This window comes from Streptomyces sp. 3330 (genome assembly GCF_031456635.1).
GTDB lineage: Bacteria > Actinomycetota > Actinomycetes > Streptomycetales > Streptomycetaceae > Streptomyces.
The window spans coordinates 1-26,020 of record NZ_JAVDVA010000032.1; the positions used below are offsets into that span (position 1 = coordinate 1).

Genomic DNA, 26,020 nt, shown 5'->3' on the forward strand with positions numbered 1-26,020 from the left:
CCCCCGGACCCCCGGACCCCCGGACCCCCGGACCCCCGGACCCCCGGACCCCCGGACCCCCGGACCCCCGGACCCCCGGACCCCCGGACCCCCGGTCCCCGGACCCCCGGTCCCCGGACCCCCTGACTCCCTGACTCCCCGGACCCCCGGACTCCCCGGACCCCCGGACTCCCCGGACCCCCGGACTCCTGGTCTCCCGGACTCCTGGTCCCCGGTCCCTGGCGACCCTGACGGGTCTCGGACTCCCGGACTCCCGGGCCCTGACGGCCCTGACGGCCCTCAGGGGCGTCGGGCTTCCAGGCCCTGACGGCTCGGCCCTGAAGGGCCTCGTCCTCGGACGCCGGACGGGCCCGCCGACCGGCCGACCGGCCGCCCGTCCGGCGGGCCGGCGGGTCAGACCCCCGAGGTGCTGGTCGGGGACGACGGTTCCGTCTCCGCCACCCGCCGCCTGCGCCGGCGCTTCAGCAGGGCCCAGGGGCCCCGGGGGCCCGTCGGCATCGCCGCGGTGACCTCCGTGCCGGCCTCCGCGGCCGCTTCCGCCGCCGCCCGGGCCACGGGCAGGAACCCCTCGCGGCGGGAGACGTCCGGGCGTTCCTCGTCGGCAGGCCAGAGGCCGAGGGCCGCGCAGACCGTGGGCAGGACCGCCATCGCCGCCGTCGCGTACCCTTCCGCCGAGGGGTGGTAGTGGTCGGGGCCGAACAGCTCGCGCGGATTGGCCTCGAACTCGGGGCCCAGCAGGTCGCCCAGGGAGACCGTGCGGCCGCCCTGCTCCACGGCGCCGATCGTCTGGGCGGCCGCCAGCTGGCGGGACGCCCGGCGGGCCAGCCAGCGCAGCGGCTGCTGGACCGGCTCGATCGTGCCCAGGTCGGGGCAGGTCCCGACGACGACCTCGGCGCCGGCCGTGCGCAGCCGCCGTACCGCCGAGGACAGATGGCGGACCGAACGGGTGGCCGGCATCCGGTGGGTCACGTCGTTCGCGCCGATCATGATCACGCAGACGTCGGGCACCTGGTCGCAGTCCGAGAGGACCAGGGCGACCTGGCGGTCCAGATCGTCGGACTGCGCACCCGGGAGCGCCACGTTGCGCAGCTCCACGGGGCGTTCCGCGACCGCCGCCAGGCCCGAGGCCAGCAGCGCGCCCGGGGTCTGCCCGGAGCGATGGACGCCCTGGCCCGCGGCCGTGGAGTCGCCCAGCATGGTCAGGCGCAGGGGTTCCTTGCCGGGCCCGGGCGCGTCATAGGCGAGGCCGTAGCGGCCGTCCGCCTGCGGGACGTGCGGCTGCGTCCCGTTGTTCACCTGGCGCCGCGCCAGATGCACCTCCGCCAGTACCAGCCCCACGGTCGCCGCCCCGGCCAGCCCGATGCCGCCGCCGCCGTAGGCCGCCCCGGCCGCGATGCGCCGGGCCACTCTCGCCCTCGACATGCTCGTCATGCCTCGACGCCACCTCCTCGTGTCCGTACACCCACTCCTTGCCCCGTACGGACCGTCGCCCAATCTCGACCAGGAGTGAACATGCCGACCCGGCCACCGCCCGGGCCGTACCCTGGCGTCACCACTACGACCACAGTTTTTGCAAGCAACCGGAGACAACGGTGCAATTCCACGACTCGATGATCAGCCTCGTCGGCAACACCCCGCTGGTGAAGCTCAACAGCGTGACCAAGGGCATCCAGGCCACCGTCCTGGCCAAGGTGGAGTACTTCAACCCGGGCGGTTCCGTGAAGGACCGCATCGCCCTGCGCATGATCGAGGCGGCGGAGAAGAGCGGGGAGCTCCTGCCCGGCGGCACCATCGTGGAGCCGACCAGCGGGAACACCGGCGTGGGGCTGGCCATCGTGGCGCAGCAGAAGGGGTACAAGTGCATCTTCGTGTGCCCCGACAAGGTGAGCACCGACAAGATCAACGTGCTGCGCGCGTACGGCGCCGAGGTCGTCGTGTGCCCGACCGCCGTCGACCCCGAGCACCCGGACTCCTACTACAACGTCTCCGACCGGCTGGTGCGGGAGACGCCGGGCGCGTGGAAGCCGGACCAGTACTCCAACCCGAACAACCCGCTCTCCCACTACCACTCCACCGGCCCTGAGCTGTGGGAGCAGACGGAGGGGCGGATCACCCACTTCGTCGCCGGCGTCGGCACCGGCGGCACCATCTCCGGGACCGGGCGCTATCTGAAGGACGCCAGCGAGGGCCGGGTCCAGGTCGTCGGCGCCGACCCCGAGGGATCGGTGTACTCCGGCGGCTCCGGGCGGCCGTACCTGGTCGAGGGCGTCGGCGAGGACTTCTGGCCGACCGCGTACGACCGGACCGTCGCCGACGAGATCGTCCCGGTGTCCGACAAGGACTCCTTCCAGATGACCCGGCGGCTCGCGAAGGAGGAGGGTCTGCTGGTCGGCGGCTCCTGCGGGATGGCCGTCGTGGCCGCGCTGCGCGTCGCCGAGCGGCTCGGCCCGGACGACGTCGTGGTCGTCCTGCTGCCCGACAGCGGTCGCGGATACCTCTCGAAGATCTTCAACGACGAATGGATGGCCGACTACGGCTTCCTGGAGGACGAGGGCCCCAGCGCCCGCGTCGCCGACGTCCTGAACGACAAGGTGCACGGCGCCATCCCGTCCCTCGTCCACATGCACCCCGACGAGACCGTCGGCCAGGCCATCGAGGTGCTGCGCGAGTACGGCGTCTCCCAGATGCCGATCGTGAAGCCGGGCGCCGGTCACCCGGACGTGATGGCCGCCGAGGTCGTCGGGTCGGTCGTGGAGCGGGAACTGCTCGACGCGCTGTTCACCCAGCGGGCCTCCCTCGACGACCCGCTGGAGAAGCACATGTCCGCCCCGCTGCCGCAGGTCGGCTCCGGTGAGCCGGTCGGCGACCTGATGTCCGTGCTCGGCACCGCGGACGCGGCGATCGTCCTCGTCGAGGGCAAGCCCACGGGGGTCGTCAGCCGCCAGGACCTGCTGGCCTTCCTGGCCAAGGGCGGGAAGTAACTTCCGGGGGCGGGGGCCGAAACCTCGGGGAAACCTCCGGTGAACGGCCCTCGCGGGCACCGAACTTCCGTTTGCCTACCGAAGTGGTGGACTTCGCGGAAGTGGTACGAGGGTGTCACGTCCACGCAGCACTCGGTTAACACACGTCCGGCATATTTATGGGTGTCGGCAGGGCGGGAGCGGCTCCCCGCCCCACCGGCACCGAAACGGCGTCACGGACCTCCGGAGCGGCTCCCGGACCTCCACCGACGCCACGGACGCGCAAGCCCGGCCTGACCCGGCCCGCGTCCCTCGCGGGGACCGCCGTCGTCCCGCCCCCCGGTAACGGGGGTGCGGCGGTCCCCGCGCAAGCTTTCACCAGGGCCTGTCCGCCGGACAGGCCCTGGTGCCGTGTCCGGACTCCGTCGCCGCGCGGCCGCCCGGGAGCCGCGGCCGCTGCGGGTGCCGGATCCGCTCCACCCGTACGCGCGCTCCCGGACCGGATGGCCGGCGGGTGCCGCCGGCCCGGCAGGCGCGAACCCCGGCGCCCGGCCCGGGTCAGTCCTCCCAGCCGCCGTCCTTCGGGGAGCGGCGACGGGTGCCGAAGAGCCCGGGGTGGGAGCGGGCGGCCTGGACCACGTTGACGCCGACGATGCCGACCCAGGAGACGATCAGGCCGGGCAGGTGCCCGGTGCCCGCGCCGATCGCGGACAGCGGGATCGCCAGCACCAGCGAGACGATGCCGAAGCCGAAGCGCTCGCCCCACGAGTCCGTCGCCCCGGGCGAGCGGGCGTCCCGGGCCGCCACCATCTGCTGCTCCGCGAACTGCCGTCGCACCCGGCGCTCCACCGCGCCGTCGATGCGCTGGTCGACCTTCTCCAGGAACGAGTCCACCAGCGCGGACTCGTACTCCTCGCCCAGTTCCCTGCGGGTCGCCAAGGTGGCGTCGAGTTCCTTCTTCAGGTCCGTGTCGCGCGCTTCCATGGTGGTCTCCCGTCCCGTCGTCGTGACCAGGCTAGGGAGCCGGAACGCCCGCCGCACTGGGGATAGCCCCCCTGTACGGCGTCGGGTTCGCGGGAGGGACGCGCGTCGCACCGGATCACGCGTCGCCCCTTGCCCGGCTGTATGACGTCATGCAGAGTTCTCGGTAGGTGAATAGCCCGCCGGCGGCCCGGTGGCGATCCGGGGCGGCGGACGACCGGCGGGCAGGAGCGGGTGTCCGGACCGATGGGAGTGCGTGGCCTCATGGCGACTCGGGTGAGGGGAGCCCCCTCCCGGGTGGGCTGCGCCCCCGCCGTCCTCGACGGGGAGGCTCCGGGCGTCGCGGACGGCGTGCGCCTCACCGGCCCGGGGCCCGCGTCCCCCGGCAGGACGACCCCCGCGTACGCCGCCGCGGCCGCCCCCGGTGACCTGCAGGCCTGCTCGGCGCCCGCCCCGCCCGGCCACGCTGTACTCTCCCGGGGCGTCGAGGAACAGGCCGGGCTGCCGGACCGGTTCAGGGACATCTGGAGGGGGATCGGGGCATGAGCGCGGAGACGGACAGCGGTGGGGGAGTGCCGGGACCGGAGGCGCCGGGTGCGCAGGCGCCGGGCGCCGCTGTGCCCGACAGTCCCGCCGCCCGGCTGCAGGCGCTCTTCGAGGGGCACCGGCTGACGCCGACCCAGCGGCGCATCGCGCACAGCATGGTGCGGCGCGCCGCCGACGTGCCGTTCCTGTCCAGCGTGGAGCTGGCCGAGCTCGCGGGCGTCAGCCAGCCGTCGGTGACCCGCTTCGCGGTCGCCCTCGGCTTCGACGGCTACCCCGCCCTGCGCAAGCACCTGCGCGAGGTCGCCCCCGCCGAGCAGACGGCCGGTCCGGTCTCGTACAACGAGTACCAGCAGGCCGTCGAGGCCGAGATCGAGAACCTGAAGCACCTCGCCGACCTGCTCGCCGATCCCCGGCCGGTGCAGCGGGCGGGGAGGCTGCTGGCCGCCTCGCGGCCGCTTCCCGTGCTCGGGCTGCGGGCCGCCGCCTCCCAGGCGTACGGGTTCGCCTACTTCGCCGCCAAGGTCCATCCGGACGTACGGCTGCTGAACGAGGGCGGCACGATGATCCACGACCGCATCGACGCCGCCGTCCGGGCGGGCGCCTCGGCCCTGCTCTGCTTCGCGCTGCCGCGGCATCCGCGCGAGGTCGTCGACACCCTCGCCTACGCCCGGGAGGCGGGACTGAGCGTGGTGACCGTCGCCGACTCGGCGTTCGCGCCGGTCGCCAAGGTCTCCGACCTGCTGCTGCCGGCCGCCGTCGGCACCGGCCTCGCCTTCGACACCGCGTGCGCGCCGATGCTGCTCGGCCGGGTGCTGCTGGAGGCGATGTGCGACGACCTGCCGGACGCGCAGGCCCGGTTGGAGGAGTTCGACGCGCGGGCGGCGGCGCGCGGGCTGTTCGTCGAGTAGGACCTTCGTGTTCTCTCAGACTCGTCTCACGTTCGCTCACTAGTCTGAACGGTCACAGAATGGTGCCGGAGAGACCAGGAGGCGGAGTGGCGCGCGGAGGGCAGGGGCTGGCTCGGGTGGCCGTCGTCGTACGGGCCGGAGCCGCGCCGTTGTGGTGGTGCGGGGTGTTCGCGGCGGGGGTCGGCGTCCTGGTGCCCGGCCTCACGGGACGGCGGATCGGGGTGCTGGCCGGCGCCGCGCTGTTCGTCGTCGCCGTCGCCGTGGCCGCGTGGCGCGGCCGCAAACGGATCGCCGGGCTCGGACGCGGCGCCGCCCGGGCCGGCAAGCACGACGTGCTCCAGGACCGGGCGGTGACCGTGCGCACCTGGCGGCGAGGTCACCGCTGGTGGCTGCTGCTCGCCTTCGTGGCCGCGCTCGGCAGTTCCTTCGTGCTGCCCGCGGCCGCCGGCCTGCTGCTCGCCGGCTGGGGGACGGGACTGCGGCTGAAGGCCGCCTGGCTGGGGCGGCGTGAGCGGGCCGACGACGCGCTGCTGTGGGTGCGCGTCGACTGGCTCGACCGGCGCGGCGGACGCCCGGCGGGCAAGGCCGTCAAGGCGTACCGCAGCACCGGCATCGCGGCCGGCGACGCGGCCCCGGGCGGGTCCCGCCGCCGCACCGCGGCGCTGGTCTAGCCACGGACCGGTCCGGCCGGTCCGGCCGCTCCGGCTACACCTCGAGGTCCTCCTCGATCTTCTTCAACTGGTGGCGGGCCATCGCCAGGTTGGCCCGCTTGGCGTCCAGGACCAGGTACATGAAGAGCCCGTTGCCGCCGCGGCCGCTGATCAGCCGGATCAGGTGGTACTGGTCGTTCAGCGTGATCAGGATGTCCTCGATCTGGCCCTTGAGCCCCAGGTGCTCCATGGTGCGCATCTTGGCGCGCACCACGTCGGTGTTCCCGGCGGCGGCGACGTTCAGGTCGAAGGTCTTGCTGCCGCCCATCGTGCCCAGCGCCATGCCGCTGGTGTAGTCGACGAGTGCCACGCCGGTCGCGCCCTCGATCGAGGCGAGACACTCTTTCAGTGTGGTTTCGGTGTTGGCCATGACTGTGCTCCTCGGTTCCTTCTCAACTTTCCGTGGTGGTGCGCGCGTTGGGCGTCGCCGATCCGCGCGCCGATCTGGTCCGTACGACGGGTGGCTTGGCGGGCGTCCGCACGGGCGCCTTCGCGGGGGGCTTCGCGGGGATCCTGGCGGCCGGCGCGGCGGCGTTCGCCTCCCGCACCTTCGCCTCCCAGGCGTCGACGAGCTCCCCGATGCGGGCCCCGGCCCGGCGGCCCTCCAGATGCAGCCGGCCGACGTTGACGCGGTCCTGTGCGAGCAGGGTCAGCACGGCGCTCTCACCGGCCGCGTAGGTCGCGACATAGCCGTAGACCCCGCGCACGAGCAGCTCGCGGAAGTCGCCCTGGCCGGTCGTGTCCGCCATCCGCACCGCGACGCCGAGGGCGGCGGCGGTCAGCGCGGCCACCACCTCCGGCTCCACACCGGGCGTGTCGTGGGCGAGGACGAGCCCGTCCACGCCGGCCGTGAGGGCGCCGGTCAGCTGGGGCACCCGGGCCCGCAGGCGCCGGAGTTCGTCGAGTATCTCGGGCTCGGACACCATCAGCTCGCTCCTCTCGGCGCGCGGTCGCTGCCGTTCAAAGGGCCTCCAGCGCATCCCTGAGCCTTTTCAGCAGGGTGATGTCGGGATCGTTGACACGGGGCAGGGTGATGCCCGGTGGCGGTTCGGGGTCGGGGGCGACGGGGCTCACGGCGGGACCTGCGGCCGGCCCGGGGCGGAGCGGGGGCGCGGCGGGCTGCGTGCGCGGCGGCCGGGGCGGCGGGAAGAGGGCGGTCAGCAGACCCGCCGCGGCCAGCCGCCGCACGTCCACCAGGGTGTGGAAGGCCTGCCGGCCCAGTTCCCGGGCTATGTCCGACGCGGTGCGCACGCCGTCCACCGAGGCCAGCACCGCGCTCTGCCGGGCGGTCGGCGCGGGCGCCGCGACGGTCTCGGCCCGCCGCAGCGGGGCCCCGTCGGTCAGCGGGTCCGGCCACAGGCGGTGCAGCAGTTCCCGCCGGCGCAGCGTCTCGCGCTCGACCGCCGCGACCGGGACCGGCCGGAGCGTGCCCAGCCAGTGCCCGGCGCCGTACCGGAAGCGGCCGGGGGTGCTGCTGGGGGTGAGCGCGAAGTACGCCGCGTCGTAGACCGCCTCCAGGTGGCACAGTTCCAGCGCGCCGCGCGGGACGCGCCCGGCGTCGAGCAGCAGCCGGGCGACGCCGTACTCCTCGTCGGCCCGGTCCACCGCGTCCTGCCAGACGGCGGGCGCGAGCGTGCCGTGGGCCAGGAGGAGCACGTCGAGGCCCGGGGCGAGGGGGCTCTCGGCGTGCACCACGCGGCCCTCGGCGAGGTAGAGCGAGCCGCGCTCGCGCTCCAGGACACCGGTTGCCCGCTCGGCCGCGAGACGGGTCAGCATCGGCGAAAGGCCGCCGCCGCGCTCCCGGGCGGCGGTCTTCTCCCGCACGGGCAGCCGGGGCGGCGGGGTGGTCCCCTGCGGGGTCGTTCTCACCGCGGTCACCCCAGCACCAGCCGCCCGGCCATCTCGCCCAGCCGGATCCGGGCCAGCGCGAGGTTGCCGTCCGGCCGGGCCAGCCACACGTGCAGGAACACGCTGCTGTCGAAGGACGTCGGTACGAAGCGGAGCACGTGGTAGCTGTCCCGGTTGCTGATGATCAGGTCCTCGACCGGAGGATCGGCGACCCCGCCCCCGCTGCCTCCGCCCTCGGGGCCGCCGGGGCCGTCCTGACCGTCGTAGCCGTCGGGTGCGAACGCCCGCTGTTCCGCCGTGAGCCGGGCCACCTCGGCCGCCTCGGCGGCCGCCGCCTCGTGGTCGCCGCCGGGGAACTCCCCGACCGCGCCCAGGGCGAGCCCGCTGGTCCAGTCGACCAGCGCGGCACCACGGGCACCGGGCAGCCGCATGGCCTCCAGGAGACACTCGTCGATTCCGGGCACCGTTCGGCTCCCCTCCCGCCTTCGGTTCGGATGAGTGAGGAAGAAGCTACGCAACGTAGGCGAGGCGGGGTGAGTGTTCTGGCATTTTCCAGCGGAACATGCGGAGGGCGGCTAACGTGGGTCGACTGACCCCGTTACGGGCTGAATCGGCGCCCCATGCGCCCCTCCTCCACCGTTCAACACCGGCCCACCGGCGCGCGTCAACGGCGCGCGTATTGCTGCGGGGTGGTGAACGTGACAGCGCGCGCCCTCTCTTTCGCTCCCGCGTCCCCGTGTGCCGTGACCCCGGTGCTGCGGCCCGCTGTATTGACTAGTCCTATTCATCAGGTCAGGATGTGAATAACAACAGCAAAAACCGCCGGGATCACCCATCCGCAAGGAGGCCGACCATGTCAGGACCCCGCCCCGTACGAGCGCCACGCGGTACGGAACTGAGCGCCCTGGGATGGCAGCAGGAAGCCGCCCTGCGGATGCTCCAGAACAACCTCGACCCCGAGGTCGCCGAACACCCCGACAAGCTCGTCGTCTACGGCGGCACCGGCAAGGCGGCCCGCGACTGGCGCTCCTTCGACGCGATGGTCCGCACGCTCAGGACCCTCAAGCAGGACGAGACCATGCTCGTGCAGTCCGGCCGCCCGGTCGGCGTCATGCAGACCCACGAGTGGGCCCCGCGCGTCCTCATCGCCAACTCCAACCTCGTCGGCGACTGGGCCAACTGGGAGGAGTTCCGCCGCCTGGAGCAGCTGGGCCTGACCATGTACGGCCAGATGACTGCCGGTTCCTGGATCTACATCGGCACCCAGGGCATCCTCCAGGGCACCTACGAGACCTTCGCCGCCGTCGCCGCGAAGAAGTTCTCCGGCACCCTCGCCGGCACGATCACCCTCACCGCCGGCCTCGGCGGCATGGGCGGCGCCCAGCCGCTCGCCGTCACGATGAACGACGGCGTGGCGATCTGCATCGACTGCGACCCGCGCGCCATCGAGCGCCGCATCGAGCACCGCTACCTGGACGTCAGGGCCGACGACCTGGACCACGCGCTCCGGCTCGCCGTCGAGGCCCGTGACCAGCGCAGGCCGCTCTCCATCGGCGTCCTCGGCAACGCCGCCGAGCTGGTGCCGCAGCTGCTCGCGACGGGCGCCCCCATCGACATCGTCACCGACCAGACCTCCGCCCACGACCCGCTGGCCTACCTGCCGACCGGGATCGCCTTCGAGGACATGGCCGACGCCGCCGAGAAGGACCCGGCCGGCTTCACCGCCCGGGCCCGCGAGTCGATGGCGAAGCACGTCGAGGCGATGGTCGGCTTCATGGACGCCGGCGCCGAGGTCTTCGACTACGGCAACTCCATTCGCGGCGAGGCCCAACTCGCCGGATACGACCGGGCGTTCGCCTTCCCCGGTTTCGTCCCCGCCTACATCCGCCCGCTGTTCTGCGAGGGCAAGGGCCCCTTCCGCTGGGCGGCGCTCTCCGGCGACCCGGCCGACATCGCCAAGACCGACCGGGCGATGCTCGACCTCTTCCCGCAGAACGAGTCGCTGGCCCGCTGGATCAAGCTGGCCGGTGAGCGCGTCCACTTCCAGGGCCTGCCCGCCCGGATCTGCTGGCTCGGCTACGGCGAGCGCGACCGGGCCGGCGAGCGCTTCAACGACATGGTGGCCTCGGGCGAGCTGGCGGCCCCGCTGGCCATCGGCCGCGACCACCTCGACTGCGGTTCCGTCGCCTCCCCGTACCGCGAGACCGAGGCGATGCTCGACGGCTCCGACGCGATCGCCGACTGGCCCCTGCTGAACGCCATGGTCAACGTGGCGTCCGGGGCGTCCTGGGTGTCGATCCACCACGGCGGCGGCGTCGGCATGGGCCGCTCCCTCCACGCCGGCCAGGTCTCCGTGGCGGACGGCACCAAGCTCGCCGGCGAGAAGATCCGCCGCGTCCTCACCAACGACCCCGGCATGGGCGTCATCCGGCACGTGGACGCCGGGTACGACATCGCGGAGTCGGTCGCGGACGAGCGGGGCGTGCGGGTGCCCATGCGTGAAGGTGACGACGCGTGACCTTCCACAGCATGTGGGCGGAGCTGCTGCCGGTCGGCCGCAGCTCCGCCTCCGGCGGCTACCGCCGCTACGCCTGGACCGCCGCCGACGCCGACTGCCGGGCCTGGTTCAGGGACCGGGCCGAGGCACGCGGCCTGACGTACGAGGTCGACCGCAACGGCAACCAGTGGGCCTGGCTCGGGGACCCGGCGGCCGGCGACGCCGTCGTCACCGGATCGCATCTCGACTCGGTGCCGGACGGCGGCGCCTTCGACGGGCCCCTGGGCGTGGTGTCCGCCTTCGCCGCGCTCGACGAACTCCGCGCGCGCGGCGTCACGTTCACCAAGCCGCTCGCTCTCGTCAACTTCGGGGACGAGGAGGGTGCCCGCTTCGGACTCGCCTGTGTCGGCTCCCGGCTCACCGCGGGCCGGCTCACCGTGGAGCAGGCCCACCGGCTCACCGACGGCGACGGGATCACCCTCCCGCAGGCCATGGAGACCGCCGGTCAGGACCCCGACGCCATCGGCGCGGACCCGGAGCGGCTCGCCCGGATCGGGGCCTTCGTGGAACTGCACGTGGAGCAGGGGCGCGCCCTCGACCTGAGCGGCGACCGGGTCGGCCTGGCCAGTGCCATCTGGCCGCACGGACGCTGGCGGTTCGACTTCCGGGGCGAGGCCAACCACGCCGGCACCACCCGCCTCGTGGACCGGCGCGACCCGATGCTGCCGTACGCCGAGACCGTGCTGGCCGCCCGCCGCGAGGCACGGCTCGCGGGCGCCGTGGCCACCTTCGGCAAGATCTCCGTCGAGCCGAACGGCGTCAACGCCATCCCCTCCCTGGTGCGCGGCTGGCTCGACTCCCGCGCCGCCGACCAGGCCACCCTCGACACCGTCGTCGGCGGTGTGGAGAAGGCCGCCCGCGAGTACGCCGAAGGCCACGGCATCGACCTGGACGTCGTCCGCGAGTCGTTCACGCCCGTCGTCGAGTTCGACCACGCCCTGCGCGACGAACTCGCCCGCATCCTCGGCAGCGACACGGACCTCAAGGTCCCGGTCCTGGGCACCGGCGCCGGACACGACGCCGGAATCCTCTCCGGGACCATCCCGACCGCCATGCTGTTCGTGCGCAACCCCACGGGCGTCTCGCACTCCCCGGCCGAGTTCGCCACCGAGGACGACTGCGTGGCCGGGGTGCACGCCCTCGCCGACGTACTGGAAGGACTGGCCTGCCGGTGACCCCCACGCAGCGGACACGGACGTACTGGCTGGAGCACGCCTGGCTCGACACGAACGTCGAGCCGGGCGTCGCCCTGGAGGTGACGGACGGCCGCATCACCGCCGTCCGCACCGGCCTCGGCACCCCGCCGCCCGGCGCCGAGATCCTGCGCGGCCTCACCCTCCCGGGCCTGGCGAACGCCCACAGCCACGCCTTCCACCGAGCCCTGCGCGGCACCGTCCAGGTCGGCTCCGGCACCTTCTGGACCTGGCGCGAGGTCATGTACTCCGTCGCCGACCGGCTCACCCCGGACACCTATCACCAGCTGGCCCGTGCCGTGTACGCCGAGATGGCGCTGGCCGGCATCACGGCCGTCGGCGAGTTCCACTACCTGCACCACGCGCCCGGCGGCACCCCGTACGCGGACCCCAACGCCATGGGCGAGGCCCTGATCGAGGCCGCCGCCGAGGCCGGTGTCCGCATCACCCTCCTCGACACCGCCTATCTGTCCGCCGGCTTCGGACAGCCTCCCGACGCCCACCAGCTCCGCTTCTGCGACGGTGACGCGGACGCCTGGGCCGAACGCTGTTCACTTCTCAAGGAACGGGATCACGCGAGGATCGGCGCGGCGATCCACTCCGTACGGGCCGTGCCCGCCGGGCAACTGGCGACCGTGGCGCGCTGGGCCGAGGAGCGCCGGGCGCCGCTGCACGTGCACCTGTCCGAGCAGACCGCCGAGAACGACGCCTGCCGCGCGGCCCACGGCCGCACGCCCACCGAGCTTCTCGCCGAGCACGGCGTCCTCGGACCGCGCACCACCGGTGTCCACAACACGCACCTCACCGACGAGGACATCGCCCTCCTCGGCCGCTCCGCCACCGGCACCTGCATGTGCCCGACGACCGAACGGGACCTCGCCGACGGCATCGGCCCGGCCGTGGCCCTCCAGGCCGCGGGCTCACCGCTCTCCCTGGGCTCCGACAGCCACGCCGTCATCGACCTGTTCGAGGAGGCCCGCGCGATGGAGCTGAACGAGCGGCTGCGCACCCGCACCCGGGGTCACTGGACCGCCGCCGCCCTGCTGCGCGCCGCCTCCGCCGACGGCCACGCGGCCCTCGGCAACCCGGACGCGGGCACCCTGGAGACCGGCGCGGCCGCCGACTTCACGACGATCGCGCTCGACTCGGTCAGGACGGCGGGCCCGGCGCCCAGGCTCGGCGCCGAGACGGCCGTCTTCGCGGCGACCGCGGCGGACGTACGCCACACGGTCGTCGCCGGGCGCCACGTCGTACGCGACGGGGCGCACACGCTCGTACCGGACGTGCCGCAGGCCCTCGCGCGGGCCGTGGCCGCTCTGCACGCGTAGCGCCCCCCACCGGATCCCGCCCCCACGAGGACACCACGATGAGCAGCAGCACCGGCACGACCACCGTCATCAGCAACATCGCCACGCTGGTCACCAACGACCCCTCCCTCGGTGACGGTTCTCCCCTCGGCGTGGTCCGGGACGCGGCCGTCGTCATCGAGGGCGACCGCGTCGTGTGGACCGGTGAATCAAGCAAAGCACCCGCCACTGACAACCGGGTCGACGCCGGCGGCCGGGCGGTCCTCCCGGGCTTCGTCGACTCCCACTCCCACCTGGTCTTCGCGGGCGACCGCACCGAGGAGTTCAACGCCCGGATGTCGGGCCGCGGTTACACGGCGGGCGGCATCCGCACGACGGTGGCGGCCACCCGGGCGGCCACCGACGGGGAACTGGAGGCGAACCTCACCCGTTTCCTCTCCGAGGCCCTCCGCCAGGGCACCACCACCTTCGAGACCAAGTCGGGTTACGGCCTGACGGTCGCCGACGAGGCCCGCGCCCTGCGTCTCGCCGCCGCCCACACCGACGAGGTCACCTACCTCGGCGCGCACATCGTCTCCCCCGACTACGCCGACGACCCGGCCGGTTACGTGGCCCTGGTCACCGGCGAGATGCTCGACGCCTGCGCCCCGCACGCCCGCTGGATCGACGTCTTCTGCGAGAAGGGCGCCTTCGACGGCGACCAGGCCCGCGCGATCCTCACCGCGGGCCGGGCGAAGGGACTGCACCCCCGCATCCACGCCAACCAGCTCTCCTACGGCCCCGGCGTGCAGCTGGCGGTCGAGCTGGACGCGGCCAGCGCCGACCACTGCACCCACCTCACGGACGCGGACGTGGACGCCCTCGCGAGCGGCGACACGGTCGCCACGCTGCTGCCCGGGGCCGAGTTCTCCACCCGGGCCGCGTGGCCGGACGCGCGCCGGCTGCTGGACGCGGGCGTCACCGTCGCCCTGTCCACGGACTGCAACCCCGGCTCGTCCTTCACCTCGTCCGTGCCGTTCTGCATCGCGCTCGCGGTGCGGGACATGGGGATGACGCCCGACGAGGCGGTGTGGTCGGCGACCGCGGGCGGCGCGGCGGCCCTGCGCCGCACGGACGTGGGGCGCGTGGCCCCCGGCGCCTACGCCGACCTGACCCTCCTGGACGCCCCGAGCCACGTCCACCTGGCCTACCGGCCCGGTGTGCCGCTCGTCTCGGGGGTGTGGCGGCGCGGCGTGCGGGTCGTCTGAGCCGGTTCCGGCCCGCTGCCGCGGTCGGCCACCGAGCGGCCCCAGCCGGTGCCGAGCAGCACCAGCACCGCGCCCACGAAGCCGAGCCACCCCGGCCGGTCGCCGGCCAGCGCGATGCCGACCGCCGCCGCCCACACCGGCTCGGTGCCCAGCAGCAGGCTGACCCGGGACGGCGAGGTGCGGCGGACCGCCCACATCTGGACGAAGAACGCGAACAGCGTGCAGAACACGGAGAGGTAGACCAGCCCGAGCCAGTCGCCGCCGTCGAAGTCCGCGGCCGCCGCCCAGGGCGAGGCGCCCGCCCCCGGCAGCGCCACCAGCACCGCGAACACGGCCACCGCGGAGCCCAGCTGGACCGTGGTCAGCGACAGCGCGTCGGCCCCGCGCACCGAGTCCATGCGCGCCATGGCCAGCACGTGCACGGTCCGGGCGACGGCGGCCCCCAGCATCAGCAGATCGCCCCCGGACGGAGCGGTGAACCCGGCGCCCTGGGTCAGCAGCCCCACGCCGAGCACCGAGAGACCCGCCGCCGCGACGAACGCCCGGGGCAGCCGTACGCCGCGCACCCGGCTCTCCGCGAGCGGCGTGAACACCATGGTCAGGCTGATGATCAGCCCGGCGTTGGTCGCGGAGGTGTGCACGACGCCGTAGGTCTCCAGCAGGAAGATCCCGGCCAGGATCAGGCCCAGCACCCCGGCCCCGCGCCACTGCGGCCCGCTCAGCGCGCGCAGCCGCCGCCACCCCACGACCACCAGCACCGGCAGGACCACGGCGAAGCGCAGCACCAGCACGGCCGGCACGGTGTCCGCCGTGGTGACGCCCTTGGCGGCGAGATAGCTGGAGCCCCAGACGACGGCGACGAGCAGCACGGGAAGGTCGGCGAGCCGCCCGGGTCCGGAGGGACCGCCCGGGGAGGCGGGCGCCGCGGGCGCGGACAGGGGGGAGTCGGACATGGGGCTCCTCATGAGCAGATGACGCGGCTGGCCCAGCGGCTCTGCTGGTCGGAGGGCTGAGCCAGCGTAGTCACCGACGAAGATCCGGCCAGGCGGTTTTCACCATGAGGACACCCGGCATCCGGCGCCGACTCGGCATCCGGCGCCGACCCGGCATCCGGCGCCGACCCGGCACCCGGCACCGACCCGGCACCGGGCACCGACCCGGCACCGGGCACCGACCCGGCACCCGGCACCGACCCGGCACTCGATCCGGCGCTCAGGCCGCTCCCGCCCGCCACAGCTGGTCCCGGCCTTCGTCGAGCGGCTCCAGCGACACCCCGCCGCCCGCGTCCGACGTCAGCGCCGTCAGGATCGCGATCGCCGGGCGGACGGTCCCGTCGTCGTCCACGGTGAACCGCAGGTTCGCCCCGTGGTCGCCGTCCACCGAGGCGCACTCCCAGACCCCCACGCCCTTGTCCACGGATCCTCTGCTGTCCAGGCAGAAGTCCTGGTCGGCGTACGACTGGAGGACCCCGCGCGCGGTGTCCACCCGCCACCGCTGGCTGGGCGAGGCGGAACACGGGACCGTCACGACGTCCGTGCCGTTGTCGAAGTCGCCCGCCACCTCCAGACAGCGCCCGTCGGCCAGGTTCACGACCTGGGCGAACGTCCCGCCGGGCGCGCGGGTCGGTGCCGGGGTGGGCGTGGGCTTCGGCGGGGCGCTCGTGCGGGAGGGGGACGGACGCGGCGTCGAGGACGGCGAGGGAGAGGCGGGGGAGGAGACGGGCGGCGCGGCGACCGTCGCGGTCACGGTCACCGGCGGCACCGTCGACGGCCCGGTGACGACGGCTCCCGCCGCGTCCTGCTGGTCCCCCGGGTCCCCCGAGGTCAGCAGCAGGGCCACCGCCAACGGCACGACGGCCACCCCCAGCGCGGCCGAGGCCAGCGCCACCCGCCGCGACGGCCGTCCCGCGGCCGCCGGTCCGCGGTCGCCGGACGGCTGCCGTTCGTCCCTCACGTACGCCGACCCGCCCCACACCAGCAACCCCTCCGCCAGCGCCTCGCGAGGATCGTCGCGCAGCGCGCACTGTTCCTCGTAGGCGGTCGCGCAGTGCGGGCAGTGCGCCCTGTGGGCTTCGAGGTCGGGGCTGTGCCGCGGGGCGTCCGGCCGGACCGACTGCTCGATCAGCCGGCGGAAGTCCGCGCAGCGCGGGTCGTCCGAGGCGGCGAGCCGGTGCCGCAGGCAGGCCTGGGTCAGGAGCTGGAGGGCGGGGCCGGTGCCGTACGTGACGTCCTCGGGGGTCAGGCCGAGCAGCGCGGCCGTCCGTTCGGCGGGCTCGCGTTCCACGACGCCGTACCAGACGAGGCCCTGCGTGCGGGAGGGCAGCGAACGGAACGCGGCGAGCAGGGGCGGCACCGGGCCGCCGGGGGCCGCGGTGCGCAGGACGAGCAGCAGTCCCGCGTCCAGGCCGCCGGCCCGGTCGTCGAGGGCCCATTCGGTGGTCACCTGCCCGCACAGCAGCAGGAGCCGGTGCCGCCAGGAGCCGCCGGGGTCGTTGCCGCGGGCCGTCTCGCGGGCCGCGAGGGTGAACGCCTCGGCCGCGAGGCGCCGCGCCGCCGCTTCGCCGGTCGTGCAGCGGCGGGCGTAGGCCAGGACGGCCGGGTGGTGACGGGCGCGCAGGGCGCGCAGCGCCGGGTACGCGGCGGCGGGCGCGGCGCGCAGCCGGTCGGTGAGATACGCGTCCGGGGCGTCGGCGCTCATGTCGCCGCCGCCGTCGCCGTCCACGTCGGCACGGGCCATGGGGGTCGCCTCCTCGCCGGACGCGCGGCGCGCCCGGTTGCTGACGTACCGGTCAGTCTGTGGTGGAGGTGACCCTAGTGGCCCAGGGGGCGCCGTGGGGAGGCTTCGGGAGGTAACAAGAGGGGGTCGGAGGCGAGGGGCGGGGTGACACCGGCGTCCGTGCCCGGGAGAGCGCCCGGACACGGACGGGACGGGTCACTCCTCGACCGTCAGCCCCTTCCGCAGCCGCACCAGCGTCCGCGACAGCAGCCGCGACACGTGCATCTGCGAGATGCCGAGTTCCTCGCCGATCTCCGACTGGGTCAGACCGGCGACGAAGCGCAGGGACAGGATCTGCCGGTCGCGGGACGGGAGTTCCGCGATCAGCGGCTTCAGCGACTCCACGTACTCGATGCCTTCGAGTCCGTGGTCCTCGTAGCCGATGCGGTCGGCGAGGGCGCCTTCGGAGTCGTCGTCCTCCGGCTGCGCGTCCAGCGACGAGGCCGTGTACGCGTTGGAGGCGGCCATGCCCTCGACGACCTCCTCGTTGGAGATGCCGAGCCGCTCGGCCAGCTCCACGACGGTGGGCGCCCGGTCGAGCTTCTGGGCCAGTTCGTCGCCCGCCTTGGCCAGGTCGAGCCGGAGTTCCTGGAGCCGGCGCGGGACGCGCACCGACCACGAGGTGTCGCGGAAGAAGCGCTTGATCTCGCCGATGATGGTCGGCATCGCGAAGGTCGGGAACTCGACGCCCCGTGACAGCTCGAAGCGGTCGATCGCCTTGATCAGGCCGATGGTGCCGACCTGGATGATGTCCTCCATCGGTTCGCTGCGCGAGCGGAACCGGGAGGCGGCGAACTTGACCAGGGCGAGGTTCAGCTCGACGAGGGTGTTGCGCACGTACGCGTACTCGTACGTGCCCTCTTCGAGGGACTCGAGCCGCGCGAACAGGGTCTTGGACAGGGCCCGTGCGTCGACGGCGCCCACCTCGTCGTACGGGGGGATCTCCGGAAGTCCGGCGAGGGCGTCGGTGGGGTCGACGTCCGGCGCCGCATCCTGTGCGATGGGATCCAGATGTTCTTGTTCCGGAGGGGGTGTCGACGTCGCTCCGCGGGTAGGCGGTGCGTCGAGCCGGGGTGACATGATGTCCTCCATCGTTCTCGGCGTATGGCTGCCGAAGCCAGTGAGCGCACTGCGGTGTGCGGCGCCTCCAAAGCCGGCCGTGTCGGTTACGTGCTTCTCCTAGCCCTACCCGCTTTACTTGCCCCGCCGCAAGTGCATTTTGTCCGAGTATGTCCGTTTGTGTGTGATTGTTCGGGTGTTGAGGCGCGGGCCGAGGGCGTAGGGTGCGAGGGCGTCAGGAAGCAGTCAACGACCCCAGGAGAAGAGACGGCATGGACCGCGGGACGGTCGGCAGCGCACAGTCTGGCCGGCTTCTGGTCGAGGTGCGGCAAGAGGGCTCCAGCGCCGTGGTGACCCCGGCGGGTGAGTTGGATCACCACACCGCCGATCTGTTGCGTGAGCCACTGGAGGACTGCCTCTCCAAGGGGCTCAGTCGCCTGGTGGTGGATTGCGCCCGTCTGGAGTTCTGCGACTCCACCGGGCTCAACGTGCTGCTCGGCGCCCGCCTGAAGGCGGAGGCGGCCGGTGGCGGGGTCCATCTGGCGGGCATGCTGCCCGTGGTGGCGCGGGTCTTCGAGATCACCGGAGCGGACGCGGTGTTCACCGTGCACGAGACGGTCGAGGCGGCCCTGAGCGACGGGCACGACGAGCGTGACGCGGACGGCTGACTTCCGCCGTCCGCCGGCAACGGGTGCGAACGGACGGGAACCGGGGGTGTTCCGGCGGTTCTCTCGGGCAGGAGACATCCTGAACCCGAACACGTCGGCGGCGATGCCGACGCGAACGCCGTCCGCCCATGGACAGACTTGCAGTGATCCGACTTGTGAATTGTGAACCGGTGAATCGGGGAATCGGTGAGGTGAAGCGCTGATGAGCACCACCCGGCCTTGTTCGCCGGGCGACCGCGGCCCGGAGTCCGGCGACGCACCTGTGGCGTCCGCGGGCACCGCATCGGGAGCCGAGGCGTCCTCAGGGGGCGCGGCGACCGTGGCGTCCGCGTCGCCGGGCGGCCGCCAGGTACGTCGGCTGAGCTTCGACGGCGCCAGCGGGGTCGTCCCGCTCGCCCGCGACTTCGCCCGCCAGGCGCTCTACGCGTGGGACTGGCTGCCCGCGCCCACCGCCGACCGGCGGGCCGCCGCGGAGGACGTGCTGCTCGTCGTCTCCGAGCTGGTCACCAACGCGTGCCTGCACGCCGAGGGGCCGGACGTGATGGTCCTCACCTGCGACAACAAGGTGATCCGCGTCGAGGTCTCGGACCGCGGCGCGGGCCAGCCGGCGCCCCGCACCCCGCACCGGGCGGGCCGCCCCGGCGGCCACGGCATGTTCATCGTCCAGCGTCTCTGCCTGGACTGGGGCGTCGTACGGACCCCGGACGTCGCGGGCAAGACGGTCTGGGCGGAACTGGGCGCCCCGGCCTGACCGCCCCGGCCGGCCTGACCGCCCCGGCCTGACAGCCCCCGGGACCGCGGACGTCCCGCGTCTTCATGGTCCGGGGGCTGCCGTTCTCGCGGCCCGGGCCTGCCGTCCTGGAGTCCGGGGCCTGCCGTCCTGGAGTCCGGGGGCTGCGGTCTCCAGGGCCCGTGGCCTGTCGTCCTCATGGCTGAGCTCCGTCGTCTCCAGGGCCTGGGGTCTGCCGTGCACAGGGGCCCGGGGTCTGTCGGTCGTCCCCAGGGACCGTTTCCGGCCGCCCCGTTCACCCGGTTCCCGGGGACGGGCGGTGAGCCGGACCGGCTGTTCCGCGGCGGCGCCCGCCGCCGACGGCACGGTCGCGTTCCCGCCGCCCGGTTCCCGGAGCGCCGCGGCGGCGCGGAGTTCCTCCCGTTCCCGAAACCCCCTGAACCCACGCGCCGGATCGCCACAACTCCGGCGCGCACCTTCTCTTCCCTCCTCATCGCCCCGGGCGTACCTTGACGGCTCAATCTGATGCCTCGTCAGTAAGGGCGGGGCGGTGGGAGTGAGGGGACGGGACCGTGTCGAACCGGAAACGAACCGCCGCGCTCGCGACTGCCGCGGCCCTGGCCGGCTCGGCGGTGTGGATGGCCGCCCCCGCGGCCATGGCCCAGGTCGTGAACGTGAACTACGCCTGCAAGACGCCCATCGGCGACAAGAGCGCCGTGTCGCCCATCGACATCAAGGGTGTCAGGAGCGGCGACGGCTACAAGATCACCATGTCCTGGCAGAAGGGCGTCTCCTCCAGCCCCGTCGAGCTCGGCGCGGGCTCCATGAAGCCGAGTGCCACGATCAGGCTGGGCGGCGCCGACAGCGGCACCCTCCAGGTGACCGGCCCCGCCAACCAGGCCGCGATCCCGGAGAACACCCCCATCAAGATCAACGACCTGAGCGGCACGTACACGCCGAAGAAGACCGGCAAGGTCACCTTCACGCCCGGCGTGCTCACCATCAAGGCGCTCGGTACGACCACCACCTGCACGCCCACCAACAACGCCGGCCCCGCGCTGACCCTCGACGTGACCGCGTCGGGCGGCGGCGGCACCAGCGGCGGCAGCAGCGGCGGCGGTACCAGCGGTGGCACGGCGAGTGACGGCGGTTCCGGCGGCGGCCTCCCGCAGACCGGCCCCGAGGACTCCGCCATCGCCCTCGGCACCCTCGGCGGCACGGTGCTGCTCGCGGGCGCGGCCGGCACCCTGTGGCTGACCCGGCGGGGCCGGACGGCACGCGTCCACCGCTGACCGTCCCCCCGTACGAGTGCTGGAGCCGCCGATGCCGTACGCCGCCGCCCGTGCCCTGCTGCTGACCCTGTCGCTGCCGCTGCTGCTCGCGGCCACCCCGGCCCCGCCCGGCGGCTGGTCGGTCGCGCCCTCCGGCGGGGGACGGCCGTCCTTCTACGCGGAGGGCACGCCGGGGGCGGTGCTCCAGGACACGCTCGCCGTGACCAACCGGGGCACGCGGCCGCTCACCGTACGGCTGCGGGCCACCGGCGACGGGCTCCGCGTCGCCTTCGCCGAACCGGCCCTCGGCATCCCCGCCCGCACCCGCGCCGAGGTGCCCTTCACGGTGACGGTCCCGGCGGACGCGGCCCCCGGCGACCGCGCCGGTGACTTGCTCGTACGGGACGCGGCGGGCCGTGAGTCCGCCGTCCGGGTGCTGATCCGGGTCGGCGGTCCGGAGCTGGCCGCGCTGACCGTCGAGCACGTGGCCGTGCGCGGCGACCGCATCACGTACGAGCTGGTCAACCGGGGCACCACGGCCCTGGTCCCGCGGCTCGCCGTGCACGCGGACGGCGTCCTCGGCGCCGTCCTGGACCGCGCCCCGCGCACCCTGCCGGTCCGGCTGCCCCCGGGCCGCCGCCTCGCGCTGGACGAGCCGTGGCCGGACCGCCCCGCCCTGGACGCCGTCACCGTCCGTCTCACGGTGACCGCGCCGGGCGCGGCGCGGGCCACCGGGCGGGCGTCGGCGCGGTTCGTGCCGTGGGGCGCGGCGGCGGGCACGGCGGCCGGCGCGCTGTCGGTCGCGGCGGCCGCGGTGGCCGTACGGCGACGCCGCCGGACGACGGCCACGGCGGCGGCCACCCCGGCGGCCATGGAGAGGGGAGGACGGACATGAGAGGCACGCCCCGGATCGCGGCGCTGCTGCCCGCCCTGCTGCTGACGCTGCTCCCGCTCGCCCCGCCCTCGGCCGGCCCGGCCGCCGCGGCGGAGGGCAAGCCGGCCGTCACCCTCTCGGCGGCGCAGGCCGGGACGGGCGGTTCGGTCACCGTCAACGGCACCGGCTGGCCGTCGCGCACCCTGCTCATGCTGCTGATCTGCGGGCGGGCGACACCGGCCCGGGGCGTGGTCGGCGGCACCAACTCCTGCGCCAACGCCGACGGCCGCGCCGTCACCACCGATGCCGACGGCCGTTTCAGCCGGGCGCTGCCGGTGACCGAGCCGCCGGCGCCGTGCCCCTGTGTGGTGCACGTGGCCACCGCGACCGGAGCGAAGGCGCAGGCCGACGCGGTGTTCCAGGTGGCCGGGCACCCGGTCGAACCGCTTCCCGCGCAGACGGCCGGCGGACGCCTGTCCGTGCTCACCGACACCCGGCTCGACGGCTCCGGCTCCCTGCTGACGTGGTTCGGCGCGCCGCCCTCCCGCACCCTGGCCTTCACCGTCGGCAACGTGGGCACCGCGGCCGTGGAGAACCCCGTCTTCCAGGTCGGCACCGCCCACGGGGTGTTCGCCCCGCAGTGGGACGAGCGGGAGTGGCACGGCACGCTCCGGCCCGGCGAGAAGGCCCGGGTCGAACTGCCCGTCGAGCTCGGCGCCGGAGCCCACGGCGACTACACCGTCTCCCTGAAGTACGGCGGGAAGGTGCTCGCCGAACAGCCGTGGGGGGTGGGCCGCCCCTGGGGCGTGACCCTGTTCTGGATCCTGCTCTGCCTGGTGGTGCCGACGGCGGTCTTCCGCGTCGGGATGGCGGTCGTCGACCGGGTGCGCCCGCTCCGCGCCGCCCGGCGGCCCGCGCGCCCCCCGGGCCACGGACGCAGGCGCAGGACGGCGATCGCGCCCCCGAGGCCCGCGCCCCCCACCTCGAACGCGACCCTGCCGTGGTTCACCCCGGACACCGGTCCGGGCCCGGCGGGCCGGCTCTCCGCACCGCACGACGACCATCCGACGAGTCCCACGACTCCCACGACTCCCGGCAGGAAGGGATCCACGTGAGTGAGAGAGCCGCATCACCCGACCGTGCGCCCGCACGCAAGCGAGCGGCGGCGGCGGGCGCCGTCGTCCTGTTCACCGGGGCGGCCGTCCTGCTGGGCGTGAGCGCCGGGCAGGCCCAGGCCGCCGAGGTCGCCTACGCCACCAAGTGCGTTCCGCCCTCGGGCATCGGCCTGCCCGACGTCAACGGCACCACCAAGGTCGAGATCACCGCACCGGCGACGGCGAAGGTCGGCGACACCGTCGACGTCGTCTGGAAGTTCACCCAGGCCGCGTCGAAGAACCCCGACATCATCGACCTGCCCGCGAACTCGGTCCAGCCGTCCGGCACCCTCAAGGCGGCCGGGGCGCAGACCGCCGACATCGCGATGCAGGGGCCGCGCGAGAACCCGGCGATCCCCAAGGGCGGCGCAATGACGCTGTCCGACATGAAGGGCACGCTGAAGCTGACGGCGGCCGGACAGGTGACGCTGACCCCGGACGCGTACGTCGTCAACGCGCTGTCCACGGACACCAAGTGCGCGCCGACCGAGGCCGTCCAGCCGGCGGCGACCATCACCGTGACGGCGGGGGAGGGGAGTTCGGGTACCGGCTCGGGCTCGGCCTCGCCGAGTACGTCCCCCGACCCCTCGCAGAGCGCGAGCCAGTCCCCCTCGGCGAGCGCCTCCGGCACGCCGAGCACCTCCCCGTCGGCGTCCGGGACGAGCGGCGGCACCGACTTCACCGGCAAGGTCGTCGACATCCCCTACACGTGCCAGTCGCCGATCGGCGAGAAGAGGGCGACCTCGCCGATCCAGATCAACGCCAAGAAGAACAGCGGGAGTTACGACCTCACCGTGCAGTTCAAGAAGTCGGTCATGGACAGCCCGATCGACATCCCGGCCGGCAAGGTGAAGCCGACCATGCAGATCGTGCTGGGCGGCGCGGACTCCGGTTCGGTCAAGGTGGAGGGCCCGCTGAACTCCGCGCCGATCCCGCAGAACGAGCCGATCGAGATTCCTGACCTCACGGGCGTCTACAAGCCCGGCGCGACCGGCGAGTCCACGCTCTCCCCGGGCGTCCTCACGATCGAGGCCATGGGGACGACCACCACCTGCACCCCGGACAGCACGGCCGTCTCGCTGACCCTCGACACCGCGGAACAGGCGAGCGGCGCGTCCGGCGGCGGCTCCTCGTCGTCCTCGGGCGGGTCCGCGTCGACCGGCGGCGGCCTCGCGGAGACGGGCTCCGGCGACCACGGCGCCCTCAAGGCGCTGGGCCTGGTGGCGGGCACGGCGATCCTGCTGGGCGGCGCGGTCTTCACGTTCATGCCCAGGAGAAGGGCGGACTGAGCCGCGCGAGCCGGAACGCCGGAGGGCCGCCGTACCCACGCGGGTACGGCGGCCCTCCGGCACGCGGCTGAGCGGACGTCAGTGGACGTCGCCCATGAGGGTCTTGACCTTCTTGCGGTACATCCACACCGCCACACCGGCGATGACGGCGAGCACCGCCTCCAGGGCCACTATCCCCGTCTTGTTGAGGTCGACGCCGGCGATGGACAGCAGACCGGTCGTGGCGTCACCGGCGGTGACGGCCAGGAACCAGACGCCCATCATCTGCGAGGCGTACTTCGCCGGAGCCATCTTCGTGGTGACCGACAGGCCGACCGGGGAGAGGGTCAGCTCGCCGACGGTCTGCACGAAGTAGATCGCCGCCAGCCACAGCGCGGCCGCCTTGTGACCGCCCTCGGCGATCGCCAGCGGGGCCAGGAAGAGGAAGAAGGACGCGCCGACCAGGACGAGGCCCATCGCGAACTTCGTCGCGGTGCTCGGCTCCTTGCCGTGCCGGGCCAGGGCCAGCCAGGCCCAGGCGAAGAGCGGGGCCAGGGCCATGATCAGGACCGGGTTGACCGACTGGTACCAGGAGACCGGGAACTCCCAGCCGAGGACGCTGTTCTTGGCCGAGGACTCGGCGAACAGGGACAGCGTCGAGCCGCCCTGGTCGTAGATCATCCAGAACACGGCCGCGGCGACGAAGAACCAGATGTACGCGGTCAGCTTGGACTGCTCGGCGCGGTCCAGCTCCTTGTCGCGCTTCATCCGGGCGATGACGAGGACCGGGATGACCAGGCCGGCGACGGTGATCGGGACCAGCAGCCAGTTCAGCGTGTAGACGCCGGAGACGCCGACGACGGCGTAGAAGACGATCGCGACGGCCGCCCAGAACGCGGCCTTCCGCAGCGTGGCCGCCTTCTCCTGCGCGGACAGCGGCGTGGGGACCACGTCCGAACGGGAGCTCAGGTGGCGGCTGCCGAGCAGGAACTGGGCGAGGCCCAGACCCATGCCGAGCGCGGCCAGCGCGAAGCCCAGGTGCCAGTTGACGTTCTCACCGATGGTGCCGATGATCAGCGGCGCGGCGAACGCGCCCAGGTTGATGCCGATGTAGAAGAGCGTGAAGCCACCGTCGCGGCGCGGGTCGTCGGGCCCGTCGTAGAGGTGGCCGACCATCGTCGAGATGTTGGCCTTGAGCAGACCGGAGCCGATGGCCACCAGGCCGAGACCGCCGTAGAAGGTGCCGGCGTTCGGCAGCGCGAGGGTCAGATGGCCGAGCATGATGATCGCGCCGGCGACGGCGACGGTCTTGCGGGGGCCGAGCACACGGTCCGCGAACCAGCCGCCGGGCAGGGCGAGCAGGTACACGAGCGACAGATAGACGGAGTAGATCGCCGTCGCGGTCGCCGCGCTGAGGTGCAGGCCGCCGGGGGCGACCAGGTACAGCGGGAGCAGGGCCCTCATGCCGTAGTAGGAGAAACGCTCCCACATCTCGGTCATGAAGAGAGTGGCCAGTCCGCGGGGGTGGCCGAAGAAGGTCTTCCCGGAGCCGGGTGTGCCCGGGCGGACCGAGTCCTTCGTCAGGCTGGACGCCATGTCGTTCCTTGCTGCTCGGGACGCGCGCCGCAGTGGAGCCTTGCGCGCCCGGTGGGGGGCGGCCGGCACCGGCGAGCCGCGTCGTCCACCCCCACGCCCCGGGGGAGTCCGCTCCGGGTCTCGGAGCGGCGGACGGCGACCACCGGGATCCACGCCCCCTCGATGCGGGGGCCCGGCCACAGGTCATTCCTTTGGAGGCCGGCGGGGACCGGCCCGCACACGAAGGAGACCCTCGGCGTCGAGCCGACCGCCGAAGGTCCATGCGTGCTACAGGCGTTACCTCACCATACGGCAGCACAATGCCTGATATGGAAGGACTTGAGACGCGGATCACAGGTGATCAAGGAACCGCGAGCAAGGTTTCGAAG

Annotated in this window: 25 protein-coding genes; 14 read left to right on the forward strand and 11 right to left on the reverse strand. The window is 73.8% G+C overall.

Annotated features, from left to right (window positions below; all coding sequences use genetic code 11):
- Positions 1 to 393 precede the first annotated feature (393 nt).
- Positions 394 to 1,431: an SGNH/GDSL hydrolase family protein gene (locus tag J2X68_RS34965; RefSeq protein ID WP_310436629.1), complete on the reverse strand. Its 1,038-nt coding sequence runs from the start codon at positions 1,429 to 1,431 to the stop codon at positions 394 to 396.
- A gap of 161 nt (positions 1,432 to 1,592) precedes the next feature.
- Between J2X68_RS34965 and J2X68_RS34970 the strand changes: the two genes are divergently transcribed.
- Positions 1,593 to 2,981, forward strand: coding sequence for a cystathionine beta-synthase (locus tag J2X68_RS34970; protein ID WP_310436630.1), 1,389 nt, complete (start codon positions 1,593 to 1,595; stop codon positions 2,979 to 2,981).
- Between the two features lie 537 nt (positions 2,982 to 3,518).
- On the opposite strand, the gene J2X68_RS34975 is transcribed toward J2X68_RS34970, so the two are convergent.
- Entirely contained in the window at positions 3,519 to 3,944 is a 426-nt protein-coding gene (locus J2X68_RS34975; RefSeq protein WP_310436631.1) for a hypothetical protein, read from the reverse strand.
- A gap of 261 nt (positions 3,945 to 4,205) precedes the next feature.
- Between J2X68_RS34975 and J2X68_RS34980 the strand changes: the two genes are divergently transcribed.
- The 3 genes from J2X68_RS34980 to J2X68_RS34990 all read left to right on the forward strand — a co-directional run bounded on the left by J2X68_RS34980 (position 4,206) and on the right by J2X68_RS34990 (position 6,066).
- The gene (locus J2X68_RS34980) at positions 4,206 to 4,487 is read left to right on the forward strand and encodes a hypothetical protein (RefSeq protein ID WP_310436690.1); all 282 of its coding nucleotides are present in this window, start codon (positions 4,206 to 4,208) and stop codon (positions 4,485 to 4,487) included.
- Complete coding sequence (locus tag J2X68_RS34985; protein WP_310436632.1) at positions 4,484 to 5,395, forward strand: MurR/RpiR family transcriptional regulator; 912 nt, start codon at positions 4,484 to 4,486, stop codon at positions 5,393 to 5,395. Before J2X68_RS34980 ends, J2X68_RS34985 begins: the two co-directional genes overlap by 4 nt.
- Positions 5,396 to 5,481: 86 nt before the next feature.
- Positions 5,482 to 6,066, forward strand: a complete 585-nt coding sequence (locus tag J2X68_RS34990) for a hypothetical protein (RefSeq protein ID WP_310436633.1) — start codon at positions 5,482 to 5,484, stop codon at positions 6,064 to 6,066.
- A 34-nt stretch (positions 6,067 to 6,100) separates the two neighbouring features.
- On the opposite strand, the gene J2X68_RS34995 is transcribed toward J2X68_RS34990, so the two are convergent.
- From J2X68_RS34995 to J2X68_RS35010, 4 genes are read right to left on the reverse strand one after another with little or no spacing between them, the layout of a single operon-like run.
- A complete protein-coding gene (locus J2X68_RS34995) occupies positions 6,101 to 6,475 on the reverse strand; it encodes a hypothetical protein (RefSeq protein WP_020128504.1) in 375 nt (124 codons plus the stop codon).
- A gap of 22 nt (positions 6,476 to 6,497) precedes the next feature.
- Entirely contained in the window at positions 6,498 to 7,031 is a 534-nt protein-coding gene (locus tag J2X68_RS35000; RefSeq protein WP_310436634.1) for a roadblock/LC7 domain-containing protein, read from the reverse strand.
- A 34-nt stretch (positions 7,032 to 7,065) separates the two neighbouring features.
- Positions 7,066 to 7,983 (reverse strand): transcriptional regulator, encoded by a 918-nt coding sequence (locus tag J2X68_RS35005; RefSeq protein ID WP_310436635.1) that lies wholly within the window; start codon positions 7,981 to 7,983, stop codon positions 7,066 to 7,068.
- Positions 7,980 to 8,417, reverse strand: a complete 438-nt coding sequence (locus tag J2X68_RS35010; protein ID WP_310436636.1) for a hypothetical protein — start codon at positions 8,415 to 8,417, stop codon at positions 7,980 to 7,982. The genes J2X68_RS35005 and J2X68_RS35010 overlap by 4 nt, the downstream gene beginning before the upstream one ends.
- Positions 8,418 to 8,806: 389 nt before the next feature.
- On the opposite strand from J2X68_RS35010, the gene hutU reads away from it, so the two are divergent.
- Genes hutU through hutI form a run of 4 tightly spaced genes read left to right on the forward strand, consistent with a single transcriptional unit; the run spans position 8,807 to position 14,257 of the window.
- The gene (gene hutU, locus J2X68_RS35015) at positions 8,807 to 10,471 is read left to right on the forward strand and encodes a urocanate hydratase (RefSeq protein ID WP_310436637.1); all 1,665 of its coding nucleotides are present in this window, start codon (positions 8,807 to 8,809) and stop codon (positions 10,469 to 10,471) included.
- Positions 10,468 to 11,685 (forward strand): allantoate amidohydrolase, encoded by a 1,218-nt coding sequence (locus J2X68_RS35020; RefSeq protein WP_310436638.1) that lies wholly within the window; start codon positions 10,468 to 10,470, stop codon positions 11,683 to 11,685. The genes hutU and J2X68_RS35020 overlap by 4 nt, the downstream gene beginning before the upstream one ends.
- Positions 11,682 to 13,031 carry a formimidoylglutamate deiminase gene (locus J2X68_RS35025; protein WP_310436639.1) on the forward strand — a complete coding sequence of 450 codons (1,350 nt, stop codon included), beginning with the start codon at positions 11,682 to 11,684 and terminating at the stop codon, positions 13,029 to 13,031. Before J2X68_RS35020 ends, J2X68_RS35025 begins: the two co-directional genes overlap by 4 nt.
- A 38-nt stretch (positions 13,032 to 13,069) precedes the next feature.
- Positions 13,070 to 14,257, forward strand: coding sequence for an imidazolonepropionase (gene hutI, locus J2X68_RS35030; RefSeq protein ID WP_310436640.1), 1,188 nt, complete (start codon positions 13,070 to 13,072; stop codon positions 14,255 to 14,257).
- Here the strand turns inward: hutI and J2X68_RS35035 are convergent.
- The 4 genes from J2X68_RS35035 to J2X68_RS35045 form a co-directional block, all read right to left on the reverse strand.
- A complete protein-coding gene (locus tag J2X68_RS35035) occupies positions 14,197 to 15,195 on the reverse strand; it encodes a DMT family transporter (RefSeq protein WP_399041595.1) in 999 nt (332 codons plus the stop codon). The genes hutI and J2X68_RS35035 overlap by 61 nt on opposite strands.
- A gap of 114 nt (positions 15,196 to 15,309) precedes the next feature.
- Positions 15,310 to 15,462 (reverse strand): hypothetical protein, encoded by a 153-nt coding sequence (locus J2X68_RS40370; protein WP_399041598.1) that lies wholly within the window; start codon positions 15,460 to 15,462, stop codon positions 15,310 to 15,312.
- 7 nt (positions 15,463 to 15,469) lie between these two features.
- Entirely contained in the window at positions 15,470 to 16,993 is a 1,524-nt protein-coding gene (locus J2X68_RS35040) for an RICIN domain-containing protein (protein ID WP_310436642.1), read from the reverse strand.
- Between the two features lie 195 nt (positions 16,994 to 17,188).
- Positions 17,189 to 18,124, reverse strand: a complete 936-nt coding sequence (locus J2X68_RS35045) for an RNA polymerase sigma factor SigF (RefSeq protein WP_310436643.1) — start codon at positions 18,122 to 18,124, stop codon at positions 17,189 to 17,191.
- A gap of 239 nt (positions 18,125 to 18,363) precedes the next feature.
- On the opposite strand from J2X68_RS35045, the gene J2X68_RS35050 reads away from it, so the two are divergent.
- The 6 genes from J2X68_RS35050 to J2X68_RS35075 all read left to right on the forward strand — a co-directional run bounded on the left by J2X68_RS35050 (position 18,364) and on the right by J2X68_RS35075 (position 24,077).
- On the forward strand, positions 18,364 to 18,759 hold the full coding sequence (locus J2X68_RS35050; RefSeq protein WP_310436644.1) for an STAS domain-containing protein: 396 nt from the start codon (positions 18,364 to 18,366) through the stop codon (positions 18,757 to 18,759).
- Positions 18,760 to 18,961: 202 nt separating this feature from the next.
- Positions 18,962 to 19,510 (forward strand): ATP-binding protein, encoded by a 549-nt coding sequence (locus J2X68_RS35055; RefSeq protein WP_310436645.1) that lies wholly within the window; start codon positions 18,962 to 18,964, stop codon positions 19,508 to 19,510.
- A gap of 551 nt (positions 19,511 to 20,061) precedes the next feature.
- The gene (locus J2X68_RS35060) at positions 20,062 to 20,781 is read left to right on the forward strand and encodes an LPXTG cell wall anchor domain-containing protein (protein WP_310436646.1); all 720 of its coding nucleotides are present in this window, start codon (positions 20,062 to 20,064) and stop codon (positions 20,779 to 20,781) included.
- A gap of 31 nt (positions 20,782 to 20,812) precedes the next feature.
- The gene (locus tag J2X68_RS35065; RefSeq protein WP_310436647.1) at positions 20,813 to 21,655 is read left to right on the forward strand and encodes a hypothetical protein; all 843 of its coding nucleotides are present in this window, start codon (positions 20,813 to 20,815) and stop codon (positions 21,653 to 21,655) included.
- Positions 21,652 to 22,749 (forward strand): hypothetical protein, encoded by a 1,098-nt coding sequence (locus J2X68_RS35070; protein WP_310436648.1) that lies wholly within the window; start codon positions 21,652 to 21,654, stop codon positions 22,747 to 22,749. The genes J2X68_RS35065 and J2X68_RS35070 overlap by 4 nt, the downstream gene beginning before the upstream one ends.
- A gap of 68 nt (positions 22,750 to 22,817) precedes the next feature.
- Positions 22,818 to 24,077, forward strand: coding sequence for a hypothetical protein (locus J2X68_RS35075; protein WP_310436686.1), 1,260 nt, complete (start codon positions 22,818 to 22,820; stop codon positions 24,075 to 24,077).
- A 78-nt stretch (positions 24,078 to 24,155) separates the two neighbouring features.
- On the opposite strand, the gene J2X68_RS35080 is transcribed toward J2X68_RS35075, so the two are convergent.
- Positions 24,156 to 25,652 (reverse strand): oligopeptide:H+ symporter, encoded by a 1,497-nt coding sequence (locus J2X68_RS35080; protein ID WP_310436649.1) that lies wholly within the window; start codon positions 25,650 to 25,652, stop codon positions 24,156 to 24,158.
- Positions 25,653 to 26,020: the final 368 nt, after the last annotated feature.

Coding starts and splice junctions, on each gene's coding strand:
- J2X68_RS34965 (WP_310436629.1), bottom strand. CDS start 1,431: ATGACGAGCATGTCGAGGGCGAGAGTGGCCCGGCGCATCGCGGCCGGG.
- J2X68_RS34975 (WP_310436631.1), bottom strand. CDS start 3,944: ATGGAAGCGCGCGACACGGACCTGAAGAAGGAACTCGACGCCACCTTG.
- J2X68_RS34980 (WP_310436690.1), top strand. CDS start 4,206: ATGGCGACTCGGGTGAGGGGAGCCCCCTCCCGGGTGGGCTGCGCCCCC.
- J2X68_RS34985 (WP_310436632.1), top strand. CDS start 4,484: ATGAGCGCGGAGACGGACAGCGGTGGGGGAGTGCCGGGACCGGAGGCG.
- J2X68_RS34995 (WP_020128504.1), bottom strand. CDS start 6,475: ATGGCCAACACCGAAACCACACTGAAAGAGTGTCTCGCCTCGATCGAG.
- J2X68_RS35000 (WP_310436634.1), bottom strand. CDS start 7,031: ATGGTGTCCGAGCCCGAGATACTCGACGAACTCCGGCGCCTGCGGGCC.
- hutU (WP_310436637.1), top strand. CDS start 8,807: ATGTCAGGACCCCGCCCCGTACGAGCGCCACGCGGTACGGAACTGAGC.
- hutI (WP_310436640.1), top strand. CDS start 13,070: ATGAGCAGCAGCACCGGCACGACCACCGTCATCAGCAACATCGCCACG.
- J2X68_RS35040 (WP_310436642.1), bottom strand. CDS start 16,993: ATGGCCCGTGCCGACGTGGACGGCGACGGCGGCGGCGACATGAGCGCC.
- J2X68_RS35045 (WP_310436643.1), bottom strand. CDS start 18,124: ATGGAGGACATCATGTCACCCCGGCTCGACGCACCGCCTACCCGCGGA.
- J2X68_RS35050 (WP_310436644.1), top strand. CDS start 18,364: ATGGACCGCGGGACGGTCGGCAGCGCACAGTCTGGCCGGCTTCTGGTC.
- J2X68_RS35055 (WP_310436645.1), top strand. CDS start 18,962: ATGAGCACCACCCGGCCTTGTTCGCCGGGCGACCGCGGCCCGGAGTCC.
- J2X68_RS35065 (WP_310436647.1), top strand. CDS start 20,813: ATGCCGTACGCCGCCGCCCGTGCCCTGCTGCTGACCCTGTCGCTGCCG.
- J2X68_RS35070 (WP_310436648.1), top strand. CDS start 21,652: ATGAGAGGCACGCCCCGGATCGCGGCGCTGCTGCCCGCCCTGCTGCTG.
- J2X68_RS35080 (WP_310436649.1), bottom strand. CDS start 25,652: ATGGCGTCCAGCCTGACGAAGGACTCGGTCCGCCCGGGCACACCCGGC.